We start from the raw sequence: 17,278 nt of genomic DNA, 5'->3' as shown, positions 1-17,278 counted from the left end.
CCAGCGTGACGGCCTTCAACCGCCGTGGAATGCGTTGTGTGGTTTTTTCGGCACGTACGGTCGGAAAAACTCCAGCAGCGAGCGCAAATCGGCCTGCTCATTGCCGCTTGGCCAGAACGGCGCGCCGATCACGATGCGTTTATTGGCGAAATCCAGCGCGCCCGGCACGATGGGTACGCCGGCATTGCGAGCGATGTGGTAGAAGCCCATTTTCCAGCGCTCGACCCGCTTGCGCGTGCCTTCCGGCGACAGGATCAGGATGAACTGGGCGTGCTCGCGAAAACGTTGCACGGCCTGCTGGACCACATTACCCGCGCGGCCACGGTTAATAGGGATGCCGCCCCAGCGCTTCAGCAGCCCGGCAAACGGCCAGCGGAAGAGGCTGTGTTTGCCGAACCAGCGGGCATTCACGCGCAACACGAACTTGGCGGCGATAAACACCACGAAATCCCAGTTGCTGGTGTGGTGGGCGCCGATCATCACGAACTTGTCGAGTGCCGGCAGTTGGCCCTCGATGCGCCAGCCCATCAGCTTCAGCACGCTGCGCCCGAGCGCCTCAGCGAACGGATTGCGCGGCAAATAGTTACCGGACATCGAATCCTCGGCATTTTTGTAATTAGGCCTTGAATGTTGCCTCAGCGCTGGCAACGCCCGCAATACACGCTTGAACGCTGTCCCAGCTTCACGTCACGCAAGCTGCCCCCGCACAGTTTGCAGAACTGCCCGGCCCGTCCATAAACGAAGAGTTCCTGCTGGAAGTAACCCGGTTTGCCATCCCCACCGACGAAATCCCGCAGCGTGGTGCCGCCGCAGTCGATGGCCTGGGCCAGGATGCGCTTGATCGCCTCAGCCAGCTTGACGTAGCGGGCCTTAGAAATCGTGCCGGCTGCACGGCGCGGGTCGATGCCGGCGGCAAACAGGGCTTCGCTGGCGTAGATGTTGCCGACGCCGACCACCACCGCGTTATCCATGATGAACGGCTTGACCGCCATGCTCTTGCCACGTGACAGCTCGAACAGGCGCTGGCCATTGAACAGTTCGCTCAACGGCTCAGGACCCAGCTTGCACAGCAGCGCATGATTGAGTGGATCATCGCTCCACAACAGCGCACCGAAGCGCCGCGGATCGGTGTAGCGCAGCGCCAGACCGGACTCCAGCTCGATATCCACATGCTCGTGTTTGAGCACCGGCGTATCGGCCTCCACCAGGCGCAGGCTGCCGGACATGCCCAGGTGGGCGATCAGCGTGCCGCACTCGGCGCCAATCAGCAGGTACTTGGCGCGCCGCTCGACGCGTTCGATGCGCTGCCCTGACAGGCGCACATCCAGATCGTCGGGGATCGGCCAGCGCAGCCGACGCTCGCGCACCACCACGCGGCGCACACGCTGGCCGATGAGAAACGGCTCGATGCCGCGACGGGTGGTTTCGACTTCGGGTAATTCAGGCATAGACAACTCGGTGTACAACGCTCGCTCAGCAGGTGCTGTGGGTATGTACGGAGCGAGCTTGGCGTTTCCAGGATCGGTCAGTACTGGCCGACGCCCATCTCCAGCACGATTTCCTTGAGGTTGTCGAACTCGTACTCGGTCAGGCCGACATAGTCGAGCACCAGCGCACTCAGGCTGTCCCATTCATGATCGTGGTCTTGCTGACCGAGCACCTGATAACAGGCACAGATATGTTCGGCCATCTTCAGAATCGCCAGCAGGTTCTTCAGCGGCGTGTTGCGGCTGGACTCATCGCTGAAAATCGACAAGGCGTTGTGATGGTTGGCAATCGCCTCGCAGACCCGCTCGGGCAAGCGCCAGGAGCGGGCAATGTAGTAACCGACCACCGCATGGTTGGTGTTGAGCAGACGGTTTTCCGTATCCACCACCCGGCAGTCGGCGCTCGCGCGCGAATAGGCCTCTTCCTGGACCTGCGGGTAGCTGGGAAACCGCTTGAGCATCAGCGGAATACCACAATTGTGAAACAGCCCGAGCGCATAGGCCTCATCGGCCGACTGAAAACCGATGCGCTTGGCCAGCATCACACAGGCCTGTGCGATGTCCTGGGCGCTGTCCCAGAAGCGGTTGAGCGCGGCGATGTCCTCATCACCCAACTCGCCCTTGATCGCCTGGGCATTGATCAGGTTGATCACCGTATGGGTGCCCAGCAGGTTGACCGCATGCTGAATGGACGAAATCCGGTTGCTCAGCCCGTAGAACGGCGAGTTCACCAGCTTCAGCAAGGCCCCGGACAACCCTGGATCCTGGCTGATCAGGCGGGAAATATTGTTCACGTCTGGGTAGGGCTGCAGTTGTTCCATCTGCAGGTCCACCATGATTTGCGGCTGCGGCGGCACACTGATGCCTTGCAGGATGTTGCGAAGCTGCTCTGCGGAAATTTCAGACATGGGCGGTCCGTGGAGATAGCGGAGAAAGCCGGTAGTTTACCGATTGCGCGGCGCACGCGGCCAGGCATGGCCCACGCCAAACCGTAACCAGGAATGCCGAGGCGCCGCTTAAGTAAAGCGGGGGAAACCGCGGGCCTGCCCGACGCTAATCTCCGTATAATCGCGCCCTTTAGCCGGAGCGCTCCACCATGACCCTGCCCAGCCTGCGCCTCAAAGCCAATGCCGACCGCCGCCTGCGCGCCGGCCATCTGTGGGTCTACAGCAACGAAATCGACGTCGCCGCCACGCCGCTCAATGCCTTCCAGGCTGGCGATCAGGCGATCCTCGAAGCCAGCAACGGCAAGGCCCTCGGCGTTGTCGCCGTCAGCCCCAACAACCTGATCTGCGCCCGCTTGCTGTCCCGCGAAGTTAAACACCTGCTCGACAAGTCGCTGCTGGTGCATCGCATCCAGGTGGCCCTTTCCCTGCGTGAGCGACTGTTCGAGCAACCCTGCTACCGCCTGGTATACGGCGACTCCGATCTGCTGCCCGGTCTGGTGGTGGACCGCTTCAATGATCATCTGGTCGTACAGCTGGCCTCGGCGACCATGGAGCGCAACAAGGAGGCGGTGATCGAAGCCCTGGTGCAGGTGCTCAAGCCGCGCGGCATCCTGTTCAAGAACGACTCCAGCGCCCGCGATGCCGAAGGCCTGGAACGCTACGTGGACACCGTCTTCGGTGTGGTGCCGGAATGGGTCGATCTGGAAGAAAACGGCGTGAAGTTCCAGGCGCCGGTGCTGGAAGGCCAGAAGACCGGCTGGTTCTATGATCACCGCATGAACCGCGCACGCCTGGCGCCCTACGTGAAGGGCAAGCGCGTGCTTGACCTGTTCAGCTACATCGGCGGCTGGGGTGTGCAGGCGGCCGTGTTCGGCGCCAGCGAAGTGATGTGCGTGGACGCCTCCAGCTTCGCTCTGGACGGCGTGGAGCGCAACGCCACCCTGAACGGCGTGGCCGAGAAGGTCGCCTGCGTGGAAGGCGACGTGTTCGCCGCGCTCAAGGAACTGAAGAACGCCGAAGAACGCTTTGACGTGGTGCTGGTCGATCCGCCAGCGTTCATCAAGCGCAAGAAAGACCTCAAGAATGGCGAGGCCGCCTACCGCCGCCTCAACGAGATGGCCATGCGTATGCTCACCAAGGACGGCATTCTGGTCAGCGCCAGCTGCTCGATGCACCTGCCCGAGGATGACCTGCAGAACATCCTGCTGCAAAGCGCCCGCCATCTGGACCGCAACATCCAGTTACTCGAACGCGGCGGCCAGGGCCCGGATCATCCCGTGCATCCGGCCATCCCCGAGACCCGCTACATCAAGAACCTGACCTGCCGGTTGCTGCCCAACGCCTGATCGGTGACTCGCGGTTAGAAAACAGGGGTTATCCTCAGATCATGCCAACGCGGCGTGCGCGGTCGCCATCACGGCCGTTCACCCTGAACGGCCATCGCCTGCTGGAGTCCCCATGCCTGAATCTACCGACACCGCTCGCCTGCCATTTCCGCAACTGGTCGAACTGCTGCAACGTATCTTTGAATGCCATGGCACGTCGCCGAAGGTGGCGGCCTGCCTGGCCGAGAACTGCGCCAGCGCCCAGCGCGACGGCGCCGACAGCCATGGGGTGTTCCGCATTCCCGGTTATGTCGCCTCGCTCGCCAGCGGCTGGGTGGACGGTCACGCCGAGCCGCGCGTCGAGGATGTTGCCGCCGCGTTCATACGGGTCGATGCCGGCGGCGGTTTCGCCCAACCGGCGTTGGCGGTCGCTCGCCCGCTGCTGGCGGCCAAGGCGCGCGACGCGGGCATCGCCCTGCTGGCAATCCGTAACTCCCACCATTTCGGTGCGCTCTGGCCGGATGTTGAGCCCTTCGCCAACGAAGGCCTGGTGGCGCTGACGGTCGTCAACAGCTTTGCCTGCGTGGTCCCTCACGGCGGTCGCAAGCCGCTGTTCGGTACCAACCCGATCGCCTTTGCCGCGCCTCGAATGGAGGGCGAACCGCTGGTTTTCGACCTGGCCACCAGCGCGATTGCCAACGGCGACGTGCAGATCGCCGCCCGTGAGGGCCGGCGTTTGCCCCTGGGCTATGGCGTCGACCGTGAAGGCCGCGACACCGACGACCCGCAGGCAATTCTCGACGGCGGCGCCTTGCGGCCGTTTGGGGGTTACAAGGGCTCGGCACTGTCGATGATGGTCGAGCTGCTGGCCGCCGCGCTGACCGGCGGGCATTTTTCCTTCGAATTCGACTGGAGCGGTCATCCCGGTGCACAAACGCCGTGGACCGGACAACTGGTGATCGTCATCGACCCCAGCAAGGGCGGCGGTCAGGCCTTCGCCGCGCGCGCCGAAGAGCTGATCAGGCAGCTGCACGGCGCCGGGCAGACGCGTTTACCGGGTGATCGCCGCTACTATCAGCGTGCGCAAAGCCGGCAATTGGGGGTCGCCCTACCGGCCACCACGCTGCAACAGCTGCGCCAGTTGGCCGGCCACTGAGCCGTCGGCTTCCCCTTGTCGCGCCGCCCGGCGTAGAATCTGGACATTCCTCGCCATTATCCCCCGGCGGGCTTGTGAGCTTCGGCCCCACCAGCGGTAACCCCGCCACGTAGGCCAGCCCGAACGTTTGCACGGCCACCTGTCGTGCAAACGGTCCGACATACGCTCACCCTCTTACCGAACCTGATCAGTCGCAGGAACCGTCATGCCCGATTACCGCTCGAAAACCTCCACCCACGGTCGCAACATGGCCGGCGCCCGCGCGCTGTGGCGTGCCACCGGGATGAAGGACGAAGACTTCAAGAAACCCATCATCGCCATCGCCAACTCTTTCACCCAGTTCGTGCCCGGCCACGTGCACCTCAAGGACATGGGCCAGCTGGTCGCTCGCGAGATCGAACGGGCCGGCGGCGTGGCCAAGGAATTCAACACCATCGCTGTGGACGACGGCATCGCCATGGGCCACGACGGCATGCTCTATTCGCTGCCCAGCCGCGAAATCATCGCCGACTCCGTGGAGTACATGGTCAACGCCCACTGCGCCGACGCCATCGTGTGCATCTCCAACTGCGACAAGATCACCCCCGGCATGCTGATGGCCGCCCTGCGCCTGAACATTCCGGTGGTGTTCGTGTCCGGCGGCCCGATGGAAGCCGGCAAGACCAAGCTGGCCAGCCATGGCCTGGACCTGGTCGACGCCATGGTCGTTGCTGCTGACGATAGCTGCTCCGATGAGAAGGTTGCCGAATACGAGCGCAGCGCCTGCCCGACCTGCGGCAGCTGTTCCGGCATGTTCACCGCCAACTCGATGAACTGCCTGATGGAAGCCCTGGGCCTGGCCCTGCCCGGCAACGGTTCGATGCTGGCCACCCACGCCGACCGCGAGCAGCTGTTCCTGCGCGCCGGTCGCGTCGCCGTCGAGTTGTGCAAGCGCTACTATGCGGAAAACGACGAATCGGTATTGCCGCGCAACATTGCCAACCTCAAGGCGTTCGAGAACGCCATGACCCTGGACATCGCCATGGGCGGTTCGACCAATACCATCCTGCACCTGCTGGCCGCCGCCCAGGAAGGCGAGGTGGACTTCGATCTGCGCGCCATTGACGCGCTGTCGCGCAAGGTGCCGCAGCTGTGCAAGGTTGCGCCGAACATCCAGAAGTACCACATGGAAGACGTGCACCGCGCCGGCGGCATCTTCTCCATCCTTGGCGAACTGGCCCGTGGCGGCCTGCTGCACACCGACGTGCCCACCGTACACAGCACGACTCTGGCTGAAGGCATCGCCCAGTGGGACATCACCCAGACCACCGATGAAGACGTGCACACCTTTTTCAAGGCAGGCCCGGCGGGCATCCCGACGCAAACCGCATTCAGCCAGTCGACCCGCTGGGACAGCGTCGACGACGACCGTGAAAACGGCTGCATCCGCTCGGTCAAGCATGCCTATTCGCAGGAAGGCGGCCTGGCCGTGCTGTACGGCAACATCGCCGTGGACGGCTGCGTGGTGAAAACCGCAGGCGTGGATGAGTCCATCCACGTGTTCGAGGGCACCGCGAAGATCTTTGAAAGCCAGGACAGCGCCGTGAAGGGCATCCTCAACGACGAAGTGAAGGCCGGCGACGTGGTGATCATTCGCTACGAAGGCCCGAAGGGCGGCCCGGGCATGCAGGAAATGCTCTACCCGACCAGTTACCTGAAATCCAAGGGCCTGGGCAAGGACTGCGCCCTGCTCACCGATGGCCGCTTCTCCGGCGGTACGTCCGGCCTGTCCATCGGCCACGCTTCGCCGGAAGCCGCCTCGGGCGGCGCCATCGGCCTGGTGCAGGAAGGCGACAAGATCCTCATCGACATCCCGCAGCGCTCCATCAACCTGCTGGTTTCCGATGAAGAGCTCGCCGCCCGCCGCGTCGAGCAGGACAAGAAAGGCTGGAAACCCGCCGCGCCGCGCGCGCGCAAGGTAACCACCGCCCTCAAGGCCTACGCCCTGCTGGCCACCAGTGCCGACAAGGGCGCGGTGCGCAACAAGGCGATGCTGGACGGCTGATTCACTGGTCCACCTCTAAAAGGCCCGCTCCGGCATCTCCCGGAGCGGGCCTTTTTTGTTCCTGATCATCTTGATTGAGCCGCTATAAACCGCACGGCATCAAGCGTGGATTACTCATAAAAAATGGACATGCGTCACACTTTTGTGATGATATTTCGCCACCACGGATGTTATCGATACGGCAAAAAGCCGCAATGGATCGCCGGTGCCGCGTACCGCATGGCGTTCCCGCAGCATACGGATGGCACATTAATAGATTTGGAGCATGCGGGAATGGCAGTCTCTTCCAAGCGCACGGCAGGCCGATTCGTTTCTGGCTTGGCAATGTATTTCTCTCTTCTGGGCGCCTTTCTCACTTCTGCCTGCGTAGCAGCGCCGCTGCCCAGCTGGGTCAGTTCCCCGCCGCAGGATTCCCTCGTCGCCCTCTATGGCATCGGCGAAGGTCCATCCCTCAATGAATCAACCCAGCAGGCGCTGCGCTCGATTGCCGGCAAACTGAGCACGCGCATCCGCAGCGACGCCGTTTCCCAAGGCGGTATCTCCGGTGGCACCGTCACCCGCAGTTACCAGGAAACCGTCGAGGCTTATATCCAGGACATCAAATTATCCGCTTATAACGTGCGCCAGACCGAACTGGTCGGTGGACGCTATTTCTCGCTGGTCGAAATGTCCCGCGAAGATTTTGTCCGCGACACCCAGCTGCAACTGGACAACCTCGAGGCGGAGCTGAAGCGCAAGCTGGATTGGCAAACCGTGGCGCGTCCGTTTGAACGTTTCCTGGCCTGCCAGAACACCTCCCCGCTCATCGAACAGGGTCGTTTGCTGACGCTGGCGCTCTCCACTACAGCCCTTGAGTTCGATGCGAGCACGCCGCTGCGCCGCTTCGACGCTTACCAAAATCAATGTGATCAGGTGCTGCAGGGCGTGACGGTGCATCTCCAGGCCGAACCCGAATTCGCCCCGCTAGCCGAAGCCCTGGGCCGCGAGCTCACCGTGCGCACCGTGTCGCGCGGTCGCGCTGACGGCCGCCTGGAGCTGAGCGCAAAAGTGACCAATCGCGAGATGTTTGGCAGCAAGAATGCCGTCATCGACCTTTCCATCGCCCTGCTGGATGACCGCAACAGCGCAATTGCCCGGCAGAGCTACCGACTGAATGGCGTATCCATGATCGGTTACGAGGCCGCGCTGGACGACGCACTGCGCAAGTTCCTGGCCGCCGATGGCGTAGAGCGTGTCTTGCGCGATTTGAGTCTTCGGTAACGTCTGCGAAGCGTTTTTTGGCTGGTTTGGCCTAGATGGGGAGTTATATGAAAAAAGTTGCACTACTCAGCGTTCTGGCGCTGGCAATGACTGGCTGCGCAGGCACCAGCATCAAGAACTTCGACGCGATGGCTCCGGTAAGCCTGCAGCCCAGCGAGATCATGCCGAGCAAGGCGGAGCTGGCAGGCAGCAAGCCTCGCGTCGTGGTATTCGAAGCTGACCACGGTGAGATCACCCTGGCCAAATCGGCCCGCGTGGGCGGCACCATCGCCGGGGAGCTGGAAAAGCATTTGGGTGCCACCCATAGCGAGCTGGTCGACCGCAAGCTTGCCACCCGTCTGCAGAAGGAGCTGGCGCTGGCGGAAATGCACGGCAAATCCGGCTACACCGGCCCCGAAGTTGCCGATATCGCGATTGTTGGCGTGGTCACCCAAGCCTCCGCTGGATCCTCGTTCACCGAAGCCCAACGCTGGCAGGACAAGAACGGCAAATGGTACGAAAGCGCGGCCAAGTGCAACTACAGCGGCGAGATCGCTGGCAGCATCCGGGTATATCAGATGCCGGAAATGCAGCCGGTGAAGTCCCTGGAACTGAAGGGCAGCGCCAGCAGCAGCCAGGAAACCCGCAACAGCAACTGCCCGCTGAGCGAGAACGGTGCACAGCGACTGGTACAAGCTGCCGCGAGCCGCGGCGTCAATGCCCTGCGGGTCGATCTGCAGAACATTTTCGCGCCTCGTGGCTATGTGATCGAACACCGCTCCGGCAACGGCCAGAACATCATTAAGGTCAGCATGGGCAGCAATCATGGCTTGAAGCCGGGCAACAGCCTGGAAATTCTCAATCTCACCCATTCGACCAACCCGCTGACCAACAAAACCTCGGTCGACGTCTTCAAGCTTGGCACCGCGCGGGTGTCCGACCAAATTGGCAGCGACACCTCCTGGATGATCATCGACAGCGAGATTGCCGACAAGATTCGCCTTGGCCAACCCGTGCAGATGCAGTTCAAGAAGAGCTTTCTTGAGCAAGTCGGCTTGGACATGAGCAGCCTGAGTCTCTAAGCCCTCTGCCGCCAGGTGACTCCGGCCGCGCGCCGGTGTCACCCGCGCCGTCACCCCGGTGGCCACATGAAAAGACGTGTTTTTTTAACGACTTCGCTCGGCACGTTGGCCGGCCTGGCATGGACCAGCGCGCGCGCCGAAAGTGAATTCGAAGCGTATCGCCGCTCGCAACTGGCTGCACAGCAGAGGTTCCGCGATGGCCGCTCCGCCGAGTTCGATATCTATCAACGTGATTTTGCAGCGGCCTTCGACACCTACCGCAGCAGCTACGCCGACGCGGTAAAAGCACGGCAACAGGAACTCGCCGCTTACTGGCGCAATGCCGAACTCAGCAGTCAGACCCGTTGGGTGGAATACAGCGACAACAAGGCCATTCAGCGCATCGTCGACTTCGATGCCAACCAGATTACCCTTCGCTTGCGACCCGAAGCCGGGACACCGAACCAGGCGCTGATCCGTCGCGAATTGCACACCCTGCTGTCAACCGATTTGGCCAGCGCCTTCAACAACGATCCGGTATCGCAGACGGTCGAAGAGGCCGTGGCGAAAGCCGCCCCCGGTCTCGCTGAACAGACACCGGTCAAGCACGCCCTGGTGCTTGGCGAACTGTTCGACAGTGCTCGTCCCTCGCCCGCCCAGGTCGAACAGGTTGCCCAGCAACTGGCAACCGGCGCCGTGCACAGCACCTCCGCAGCCGAAGGTGTTGTCACGATTACCGTTGCCCTGCCTGCCGAACGCCCGGCGCGCAAGGCTCAGGACTTTCTGGCGGAGGTAAACGCCTCTGCCCGAAAATGGCAGGTGGAGCCCGCCCTGGTGCTGGCGGTCATGCACACCGAGAGCGCTTTCAATCCGCTGGCACGCTCGCCGGTACCGGCGTACGGCCTGATGCAAATCGTACCGGGCTCCGCGGGTAAAGATGCTACCGAACTCGTCTACGGCAAGGCTCGGGTGGTGACACCGTCCTACCTGTATGACGCGGGTAAGAACATCCAGCTCGGCGCAGCCTATCTGCACATTCTGCAGACGCGCTATCTGCGCGCAATTACCCATCCGGAAAGCCGCCTCTACTGCATGATCGCGGCCTACAACACAGGCGCCGGTAACGTTGCACGCAGCTACACCGGCACCACCAACATCACCAAGGCGGCAACGCTGATCAACCAGCGCTCGCCCCAAGCGAACTACGAGCACTTGCGCATCAAGCTGCCGTACCAGGAAACACGCGACTACCTCAAACGCGTCGTTGCCCGCCTGCCGGGTTACCGCGAGCTGTAATCCATCGGCCTTCCAAGGCCGACATGCATTTCTCAGTCAGTACACGCGTTGCAATAACCAGGAGCATATGAATGAAGCGTTTCACCACATTGTTTTGCCTGTCCGCAGTCAGCATCGCATTGTTGAGCGGTTGCGCCAGCACTCCGGCCGACAAGGCCAACTCCAGCTCCGGCAGCCTGCCTGACTGGGTCATGGCGCCGATGGTTGACGGCGGCATCGCCTCCACCAGCTGCGTGCGCGACACCGGCAACTTCAGCCTGGACCGTGCCCAGGCCACCGCCAACGCCCGCGCCAGTCTGACCAAGGAAATTGGCGTCAAGGTGCAAGCCATGGATAAGGAATACATGCGCAACTCCACTGGCGGCGGCCAAAGCGAACAGGGCGGCACCTTCGAGTCGGTGTCACGCCAGGTGGCGAACGAGTTCATCGTGGGCTCGCGTCCCGCCAAGGTGGATTACGTCAACATCAACGATCAGCGCAACCTGTGTGTCATGGTGGCCATGCAGCCTGAAGCGACCAAGGGCCTGTTCGAAAGCATCATGCGCCAGAGCAAGCGCAAGCTGTCGCCGCAAAACGAAGAAATCCTCCTTGAGGAATTCCGCGCCGCCAAGGCCCAGAACGAGCTGATCGAAGCGACTCGCTGATCGCCATTGACGCCGTGAAGAGGCGATAAGCCTCGCTATATAACGCCGTTTCTCTTCAAGGGGAAACGGCGTTTTTCGTGGGAGGTCCTGCCGTGATCAGGACTGTTCCATGTCTAGATCCATTTTCCGGTCCAAATCCTCCCCGGGCAGTTGCTCGGTGCCGGGCATGTCCGCATCCGGTACGCCGTCATGATCGGTGTCGGGCGGCAGCCCCTCACGTCCTCTGTCCTCACCGCGGCGGCGCGGATCTTCGCCGGAGCTGCCCGGCCCGCCATCCAACGGCGGTGAAAGAGCCGGCCCCTGTTCATCGATCGGATCGGCGGGCCCTGGGGTTTGCGCCTGCACTAGCGGCATGGCCATAAGCAGCCCACCCAGCATGGCTCCGGTCAACGTTGCCTTGTTCATGGGGTTCTCCCGAATCGGTGGCGGTATGGGGTTGAGTCCGCGCATGGCCGTTTGGTGCCCGTCGCACGATATCCGGTTCTGCCGATCAGCTAAGGCCTTTCATCCGATCCCTTTGGCTCTCTGGAGCAAAGGGTGCTTGCCTGAACACGGCCCAGGCTTGAGCGGCTATCGAGCCGTTTGATGGCGCTCCCTGGTCACCTCACTACAACCGGCTCTCGGAAGACCGCGAGCCGTGGGAGACCGCCATGAAAAATAATCCAGTAGTCTGGTTCGAAATCCATGTGCAGGATCTGCAACGGGCCAAAGCCTTCTATGAACAGGTATTCCAGACCCAGCTCACCAATCTGGGTGACGAGACCATGGAATACTGGACCTTCCCCGGTGACATGGAAACCAGCGGCGCCGCCGGCGCCTTGGTAAAAGAGGATGCCGTGCCGCCCGGCGGCAACAGCGTGACCGTCTATTTCAGTTGCCAGGACTGCGCCGTGGAGGCTGAGCGCGCCAAAGCCGCCGGCGGTCAGATCCGCGAAGCCAAGATGGCCATCGGCGAGCACGGCTTCATCAGCCTGGTGACCGACACCGAAGGCAATGTGATCGGCCTGCATTCGATGCAGTAGCCGTGATCCAGGTGAGGCATGTCAGCCGGCAGGTTGCATTGAGCGCAGCGAAAGCCCCATCGCTATTGGTTGGAAAAACCGCCCACGCACGCAATCAGTGGGCGGCATTCTTCGCTCGCAGTAGAATCGCGGTTTTTTCGCGGACATCCCTCCATGAGTTCACTTGATAACACGCCTGCCAGCGAGGCACCGCCGGATCTGGTGCTTGGCCTCAACGACCGCCCACGCCCCTGGGTCGCCTTTCTCGCCGCCGTGCAGCATTTGTTGGCGATCATTGTGCCGATCGTCACGCCAGGCCTTTTGATCTGCCAAGCCATTGGCGTGTCGGCGCGCGACACCAACCTGATCGTGTCCATGTCGCTGGTCATCTCCGGCATCGCCACCTTCGTTCAGTGCAAGCGCTTCGGCCCGTTCGGCGCGGGTCTGCTGATCGTGCAGGGCACCAGTTTCAACTTCGTCGGCCCGCTGATTGCCGGCGGCGTGTTGATGGTCGGCCAGGGCACGCCGGTCGAGTCGGTAATGGCGGCCATCTTCGGCGTGGTGATCGCCGGCTCGTTCATCGAGATGGGCGTGTCGCGCATCCTGCCGTTCGTCAAACGCCTGATCACCCCGCTGGTGACCGGCATCGTGGTGCTGATGATCGGCCTGACCCTGATCAAGGTCGGCCTGATCAGCATGGGCGGCGGCTACGCGGCCATGGGCGACGGCACCTTCGCCAACGGCGAGAACCTGTTGCTGTCCGGCGTGGTGCTGGCCGCCATCGTCATTATCAACCGCCTGCCGGTGGTGTGGATGCGCAGCTGCGCCATCATCATCGCCTTGGCCATCGGCTACGCGCTGGCCGCCTATCTGGGGCGCCTGGATTTCACCGGCATGCGCGAGGCCGAGCTGTTCCAGGTGCCGATGCCGCTGCACTTCGGCCTGGGCTTTTCCTGGGGCCTGTTCATTCCGCTGGTGGTGATCTACCTGGTCACCTCGCTGGAAGCCATCGGCGACGTCACCGCCACCAGCCAGCTCTCGCGCCAGCCGGTCGTCGGTCCGCTGTGGATGCAGCGCATCAAGGGCGGCGTGCTGGTCAACGGCGCCAACTCGCTGCTGGCCGGCGTGTTCAACACCTTCCCCAGCTCGGTGTTCGCGCAGAACAACGGCATCATCCAGTTGACCGGCATCGCCAGCCGCTACGTAGGGATGTGGATCGCCGCCATGCTGGTTGTCCTCGGCCTGTTTCCGGCCGTGGCGGGCGTGCTGCAAGCCGTGCCCGAGCCAGTGCTCGGCGGCGCCGCGCTGGTGATGTTCGGCGCCGTGGCGGCGGCCGGCATCAACATCCTCGCCGGTATCCAGCTGGATCGCCGCGCGCTGCTGATCATCTCGGTATCGCTGGCCCTCGGCCTGGGCTTCTCCCAGGTACCGGAATTCCTCGCTCACCTACCGGCTGGACTGCGCAGCGTGTTGGAATCCGGTGTGGCCACCGGCGGCATCTGTGCCCTGGTAATGAACTGGTTCTTGCCGGAAACCCCGAAGAGCACCGAACAGACGCATTGATCAGCGTGGCGAGTAGCGCGGCCTCGAACCGCGCTGCTCGCCAGCAATCAAGCGCGTACCCAGGTCTCGAACGTATAAGCAGGTGCCGGCTCAACGGCGTCATGCTCCTCCCGCTCAGTGAGCTTCCACTCGGCGGCAATCCGCTCCGGGAAGAACGCATCGCCCTGCGGTTCCAGCTCGATGCGCGTCAGGTACAAGCGCTCGGCCAGCGGCAGCGCCTGGGCGTATAGCTGTGCGCCACCGATCAGCATCAACTCGTCAACGCCCTGCGCGCGCGCCCACTCGTCAGCGCGTACCAGCGCCGCTTCCAGCGAAGCGAAGACTTCGGCGCCTTCGAGCTGTAGGTCGGGCTGGCGGCTGATGACCAGATTGAGCCGTCCCGGCAGCGGCCTACCCAAAGAATCCCAAGTTTTGCGGCCCATGATGATCGGCTTGCCGAGCGTCTTGGCCTTGAAGTGCTTGAGGTCCGCCGGCAGGTGCCAGGGCATGCTGTTGTCGAGGCCGATTACGCCGTTGCGGGCAAGAGCGGCGATCATCGCGAGGGGGAGATAGGTCGTATTCATGGGCGCGAGAATAACGTCCATTGCGGCTGGCTGGAATCCCAACAGAGTCACCCGCTTGTACGCCTTGAGCGCTCTTCGCGGCTTTTCCGTTATCCTCTTCAGGCCCCCTGGCCGTGAGTATTGCCGTGAGCTCAACCCCATCCGCGTCCAATTTATCCCATCTTGATCGTCTGTGGCTGTGCGAAGCCATTCGCCTGCGCGAGGAACAGGCCGGTCCTCTGGAAGACGGCGAAGCCATCCGCCGTGCTCGCCAAGCCGGCGAGAGCCTGGAACAACGCATCGACGCCCGCGCCCTGTTGCTCGCCGAGCGCGACGGCCAGCTTGCCGCGCTGCGCCACTGGCACCAAGGCGCACGCCTGGCGTTGATCGTCCTGCTGCTGCTCGCCCTGTTCAGCGGCGCCGGCCTGGCGTTTGCCGCCCTGGGCGATGGCCAGCGCCCGGTCAACGTGTTCTGGGCCCTGGGCAGCCTGCTCGGCTTGCACCTGCTGACTCTACTCGGCTGGGCGCTGGGCTTGCTGCTGACCGGCGACAGCGGCGGCGCGCTGGGCCGGCTGTGGCTGTGGCTCAGCGAAAAATTTGCCCGCGATGCCCAGGCCGCGCAGCTCGCGCCGGCCCTGATGCTCCTGCTGCAGCGCCGCCGCCTGGCCCGCTGGGGCCTGGGCGCCGTGGTGCACGGTCTGTGGCTGCTGGCGTTGCTGGCCGCGTTGGTCCTGCTGCTGGCGATGCTGTCCACGCGCCGCTACGGCTTCGTCTGGGAAACGACCATTCTTGGCGGCGACAGCTTCGTTGCCCTGACCCAGGCGCTGGGCGCCCTGCCGGCGCTGCTCGGTTTCAGCCTGCCGGACATTGAACAGATCCGCGCCAGTGGCACTGCTGCTCTGGCCGAGGAAAGCGCCCGCCAGGCCTGGGCCGGCTGGCTGCTCGGCGTGCTGCTGGTGTATGGCCTGCTGCCGCGCCTGCTGCTCGGCCTGTTTTGCCTGTGGCGCTGGAAGCACGGCGTTACTCGCCTGCATCTGGACCCCGCCGCCCCCGGCTACGCGCTGTTGCGCGAACGCCTGAACCCGCCCAGCGAACGCCTGGGCATCAGCGACGCGGCGCCAGACTCCTTGCCGTTGGTCCACGCCGGCAGCCATCCCGAACACGCCGACGGCGCCGTGCTGGTGGCCGTCGAGCTGGATACCAGCCGAGCTTGGCCGCCCGCATTGCCAAAGGGTGTCGCCGATGCCGGCATACTCGACGACCGCGAACAGCGCCGGCGCCTGCTCGACCAACTGACCCGATTTCCACCGGCGCGCCTGCTGATCGCCTGCGACCCACGCCGCTCGCCGGATCGCGGCACCCTGGCGCTGCTGGGCGAACTGTCGCGCTGCGCCGCGATGACCCGTGTCTGGCTGCTGCAGGCACCGCCCGGCGAAGCGCTGGACAGCCTGCGCCTGGCTGACTGGCACACGGCCCTCGAACAGCTGGGCCTGCCCCATGGCTGTGCCGCACCGCTGGCCTGGCTGGAGACCGGACATGACTAAACCGCTGAAACTCGCCGTGGTCGGCCACACCAATGTGGGCAAGACCTCGCTGCTACGCACCCTGACCCGCGATGTCGGCTTCGGCGAAGTCTCCCACCGCCCGAGTACCACCCGGCATGTCGAGGGCGCACGCCTATCCGTGGATGGCCAGGCGGTGCTGGAGCTGTACGACACCCCCGGCCTGGAAGATGCCATCGCCCTGCTGGACTACCTGGAGCGACTGGAACGCCCCGGCGAACGCCTCGACGGCCCGGCACGCATTAGCCGCTTTCTCGACGCCGCCGAGGCACGCCAGCGCTTCGAACAGGAAGCCAAGGTGCTGCGCCAACTGCTGGCCAGCGACGCGGGGTTCTACGTCATCGATGCCCGCGAGCCGGTGCTGGCCAAGTATCGCGACGAATTGGCGGTGCTCGCCGATTGCGGCAAGCCTCTGCTGCCGGTGCTGAACTTCGTGCGCGACGCCCAGCAGCGCGAAGAGGAGTGGCGCACCGCCCTGGCCCGTCTCGGCCTGCATGCTCTGGTGCGCTTCGATACCGTGGCGCCGCCGGAAGACGGCGAGCGGCGCCTGTATGAAAGCCTGGCGCTGCTGCTGGAGTCAGCCCGCGCGCCGCTGGAGCGTCTGATCGCCGACCGCGAAGCCCAGGCCGAGCAACGCCGACAAAGCGGTGCGCGACTGATCGCCGAACTGCTGCTGGACGTGGCCGCCTGCCGGCGCAGCGTGGAAGCCCAGCCGGAACGGGAACAGGCCGCGATCGGTGCACTGCACGACGCCGTGCGCCAGCGTGAGCAGCGCTGCGTCGATGCGCTGCTGCGCCTCTATGCGTTTCGCCCCGAGGATGCCGCGACCGGCGCACTGCCTCTGCTGGGCGGGCGCTGGGGGGACGACCTGTTCAACCCGGAAACCCTCAAGCAGATGGGCGTGAAGATCGGCAGCGGCATGGCCGCGGGTGCTGCGGCCGGAGCCGGCGTCGACCTGTTGGTGGGCGGCATCACCCTGGGCGCCGCCGCCCTGCTCGGCGCACTTGCTGGCGGCGGCGCGCAAACCGCCCGCCATTACGGCAATCGCCTGCTGGGCAAATTAAAAGGCCAGCGCGAACTCACCGTGGACGACGCCGTGCTGCGCCTGCTCGCCCTGCGCCAGAAACAGCTGCTCGATGCCCTGCACGCGCGCGGCCATGCCGCGACCACGGCGATCCACTTGAAAAACCCGCAGGATATAAACTGGCGCGAAGGCAAGCTGCCCGAGGCCCTGCACAAGGCCCGCGCTCACCCGGAATGGTCGTCGTTGAACAGCGGCGCGAAGTTGCAGGAGGAAGAGCGTCAGACGCAATTGGCCGCCTTGAGCAACACACTGGTGGATGCCACGTAAGATGGATTGATGCGCTTCTTCGTTATGCGTGGTAAGCAGCCTTGGTAGGGGTCAGATTGC

16 protein-coding genes are annotated in these 17,278 nt (G+C 63.7%); 11 read left to right on the top strand and 5 right to left on the bottom strand.

Going from position 1 to position 17,278, the window contains the following annotated elements; all coding sequences use genetic code 11:
- Positions 1-15: 15 nt before the first annotated feature.
- The 3 genes from ACTV8E_RS01870 to ACTV8E_RS01860 all read right to left on the bottom strand — a co-directional run bounded on the left by ACTV8E_RS01870 (position 16) and on the right by ACTV8E_RS01860 (position 2,344).
- Positions 16-594 (bottom strand): lysophospholipid acyltransferase family protein, encoded by a 579-nt coding sequence (locus tag ACTV8E_RS01870; protein WP_443198272.1) that lies wholly within the window; start codon positions 592-594, stop codon positions 16-18.
- 41 nt (positions 595-635) lie between these two features.
- Positions 636-1,448 carry a bifunctional DNA-formamidopyrimidine glycosylase/DNA-(apurinic or apyrimidinic site) lyase gene (gene mutM / locus ACTV8E_RS01865; protein WP_443198271.1) on the bottom strand — a complete coding sequence of 271 codons (813 nt, stop codon included), beginning with the start codon at positions 1,446-1,448 and terminating at the stop codon, positions 636-638.
- A gap of 77 nt (positions 1,449-1,525) precedes the next feature.
- A complete protein-coding gene (locus ACTV8E_RS01860) occupies positions 1,526-2,344 on the bottom strand; it encodes an HDOD domain-containing protein (RefSeq protein WP_251835828.1) in 819 nt (272 codons plus the stop codon).
- A 239-nt stretch (positions 2,345-2,583) separates the two neighbouring features.
- Between ACTV8E_RS01860 and ACTV8E_RS01855 the strand changes: the two genes are divergently transcribed.
- From ACTV8E_RS01855 to ACTV8E_RS01825, 7 genes are all read left to right on the top strand, one after another.
- Entirely contained in the window at positions 2,584-3,780 is a 1,197-nt protein-coding gene (locus ACTV8E_RS01855; RefSeq protein WP_443198270.1) for a class I SAM-dependent rRNA methyltransferase, read from the top strand.
- A 112-nt stretch (positions 3,781-3,892) separates the two neighbouring features.
- Positions 3,893-4,915: an Ldh family oxidoreductase gene (locus ACTV8E_RS01850; RefSeq protein WP_443198269.1), complete on the top strand. Its 1,023-nt coding sequence runs from the start codon at positions 3,893-3,895 to the stop codon at positions 4,913-4,915.
- A gap of 205 nt (positions 4,916-5,120) precedes the next feature.
- On the top strand, positions 5,121-6,959 hold the full coding sequence (gene ilvD / locus ACTV8E_RS01845) for a dihydroxy-acid dehydratase (RefSeq protein WP_443198268.1): 1,839 nt from the start codon (positions 5,121-5,123) through the stop codon (positions 6,957-6,959).
- Between the two features lie 324 nt (positions 6,960-7,283).
- Positions 7,284-8,219 (top strand): LPP20 family lipoprotein, encoded by a 936-nt coding sequence (locus tag ACTV8E_RS01840; RefSeq protein WP_251835730.1) that lies wholly within the window; start codon positions 7,284-7,286, stop codon positions 8,217-8,219.
- A 47-nt stretch (positions 8,220-8,266) separates the two neighbouring features.
- Positions 8,267-9,280 carry a hypothetical protein gene (locus ACTV8E_RS01835; RefSeq protein WP_251835729.1) on the top strand — a complete coding sequence of 338 codons (1,014 nt, stop codon included), beginning with the start codon at positions 8,267-8,269 and terminating at the stop codon, positions 9,278-9,280.
- Between the two features lie 66 nt (positions 9,281-9,346).
- Positions 9,347-10,555, top strand: coding sequence for a transglycosylase SLT domain-containing protein (locus ACTV8E_RS01830; protein ID WP_251835728.1), 1,209 nt, complete (start codon positions 9,347-9,349; stop codon positions 10,553-10,555).
- A gap of 71 nt (positions 10,556-10,626) precedes the next feature.
- Positions 10,627-11,199, top strand: coding sequence for a hypothetical protein (locus ACTV8E_RS01825; protein ID WP_251835727.1), 573 nt, complete (start codon positions 10,627-10,629; stop codon positions 11,197-11,199).
- A 96-nt stretch (positions 11,200-11,295) separates the two neighbouring features.
- Here ACTV8E_RS01825 and ACTV8E_RS01820 read toward each other — a convergent pair whose 3' ends face one another.
- Positions 11,296-11,604, bottom strand: a complete 309-nt coding sequence (locus tag ACTV8E_RS01820) for a hypothetical protein (RefSeq protein ID WP_251835726.1) — start codon at positions 11,602-11,604, stop codon at positions 11,296-11,298.
- 245 nt (positions 11,605-11,849) lie between these two features.
- Between ACTV8E_RS01820 and ACTV8E_RS01815 the strand changes: the two genes are divergently transcribed.
- Together ACTV8E_RS01815 and ACTV8E_RS01810 are read left to right on the top strand one after the other, a co-directional pair.
- On the top strand, positions 11,850-12,221 hold the full coding sequence (locus ACTV8E_RS01815; RefSeq protein ID WP_443198267.1) for a VOC family protein: 372 nt from the start codon (positions 11,850-11,852) through the stop codon (positions 12,219-12,221).
- Positions 12,222-12,374: 153 nt separating this feature from the next.
- Positions 12,375-13,763, top strand: coding sequence for a uracil-xanthine permease family protein (locus tag ACTV8E_RS01810; RefSeq protein WP_251835724.1), 1,389 nt, complete (start codon positions 12,375-12,377; stop codon positions 13,761-13,763).
- Positions 13,764-13,810: 47 nt separating this feature from the next.
- On the opposite strand, the gene ACTV8E_RS01805 is transcribed toward ACTV8E_RS01810, so the two are convergent.
- Positions 13,811-14,347: a dihydrofolate reductase gene (locus ACTV8E_RS01805; protein ID WP_443198266.1), complete on the bottom strand. Its 537-nt coding sequence runs from the start codon at positions 14,345-14,347 to the stop codon at positions 13,811-13,813.
- Between the two features lie 104 nt (positions 14,348-14,451).
- Here ACTV8E_RS01805 and ACTV8E_RS01800 point away from each other — a divergent pair, with 104 nt between their 5' ends.
- Positions 14,452-15,849: a DUF2868 domain-containing protein gene (locus ACTV8E_RS01800; RefSeq protein WP_443198265.1), complete on the top strand. Its 1,398-nt coding sequence runs from the start codon at positions 14,452-14,454 to the stop codon at positions 15,847-15,849.
- Positions 15,842-17,218: a GTPase/DUF3482 domain-containing protein gene (locus tag ACTV8E_RS01795; RefSeq protein ID WP_443198264.1), complete on the top strand. Its 1,377-nt coding sequence runs from the start codon at positions 15,842-15,844 to the stop codon at positions 17,216-17,218. The genes ACTV8E_RS01800 and ACTV8E_RS01795 overlap by 8 nt, the downstream gene beginning before the upstream one ends.
- Positions 17,219-17,278: the final 60 nt, after the last annotated feature.

This window comes from Pseudomonas sp. B392_1p (assembly GCF_052245235.1).
In the GTDB taxonomy this organism is placed as follows: domain Bacteria; phylum Pseudomonadota; class Gammaproteobacteria; order Pseudomonadales; family Pseudomonadaceae; genus Serpens; species Serpens gallinarum.
The sequence above is the reverse complement of the archived record's forward strand: the minus strand, read 5'-3'. Positions and strand labels throughout refer to the sequence as shown.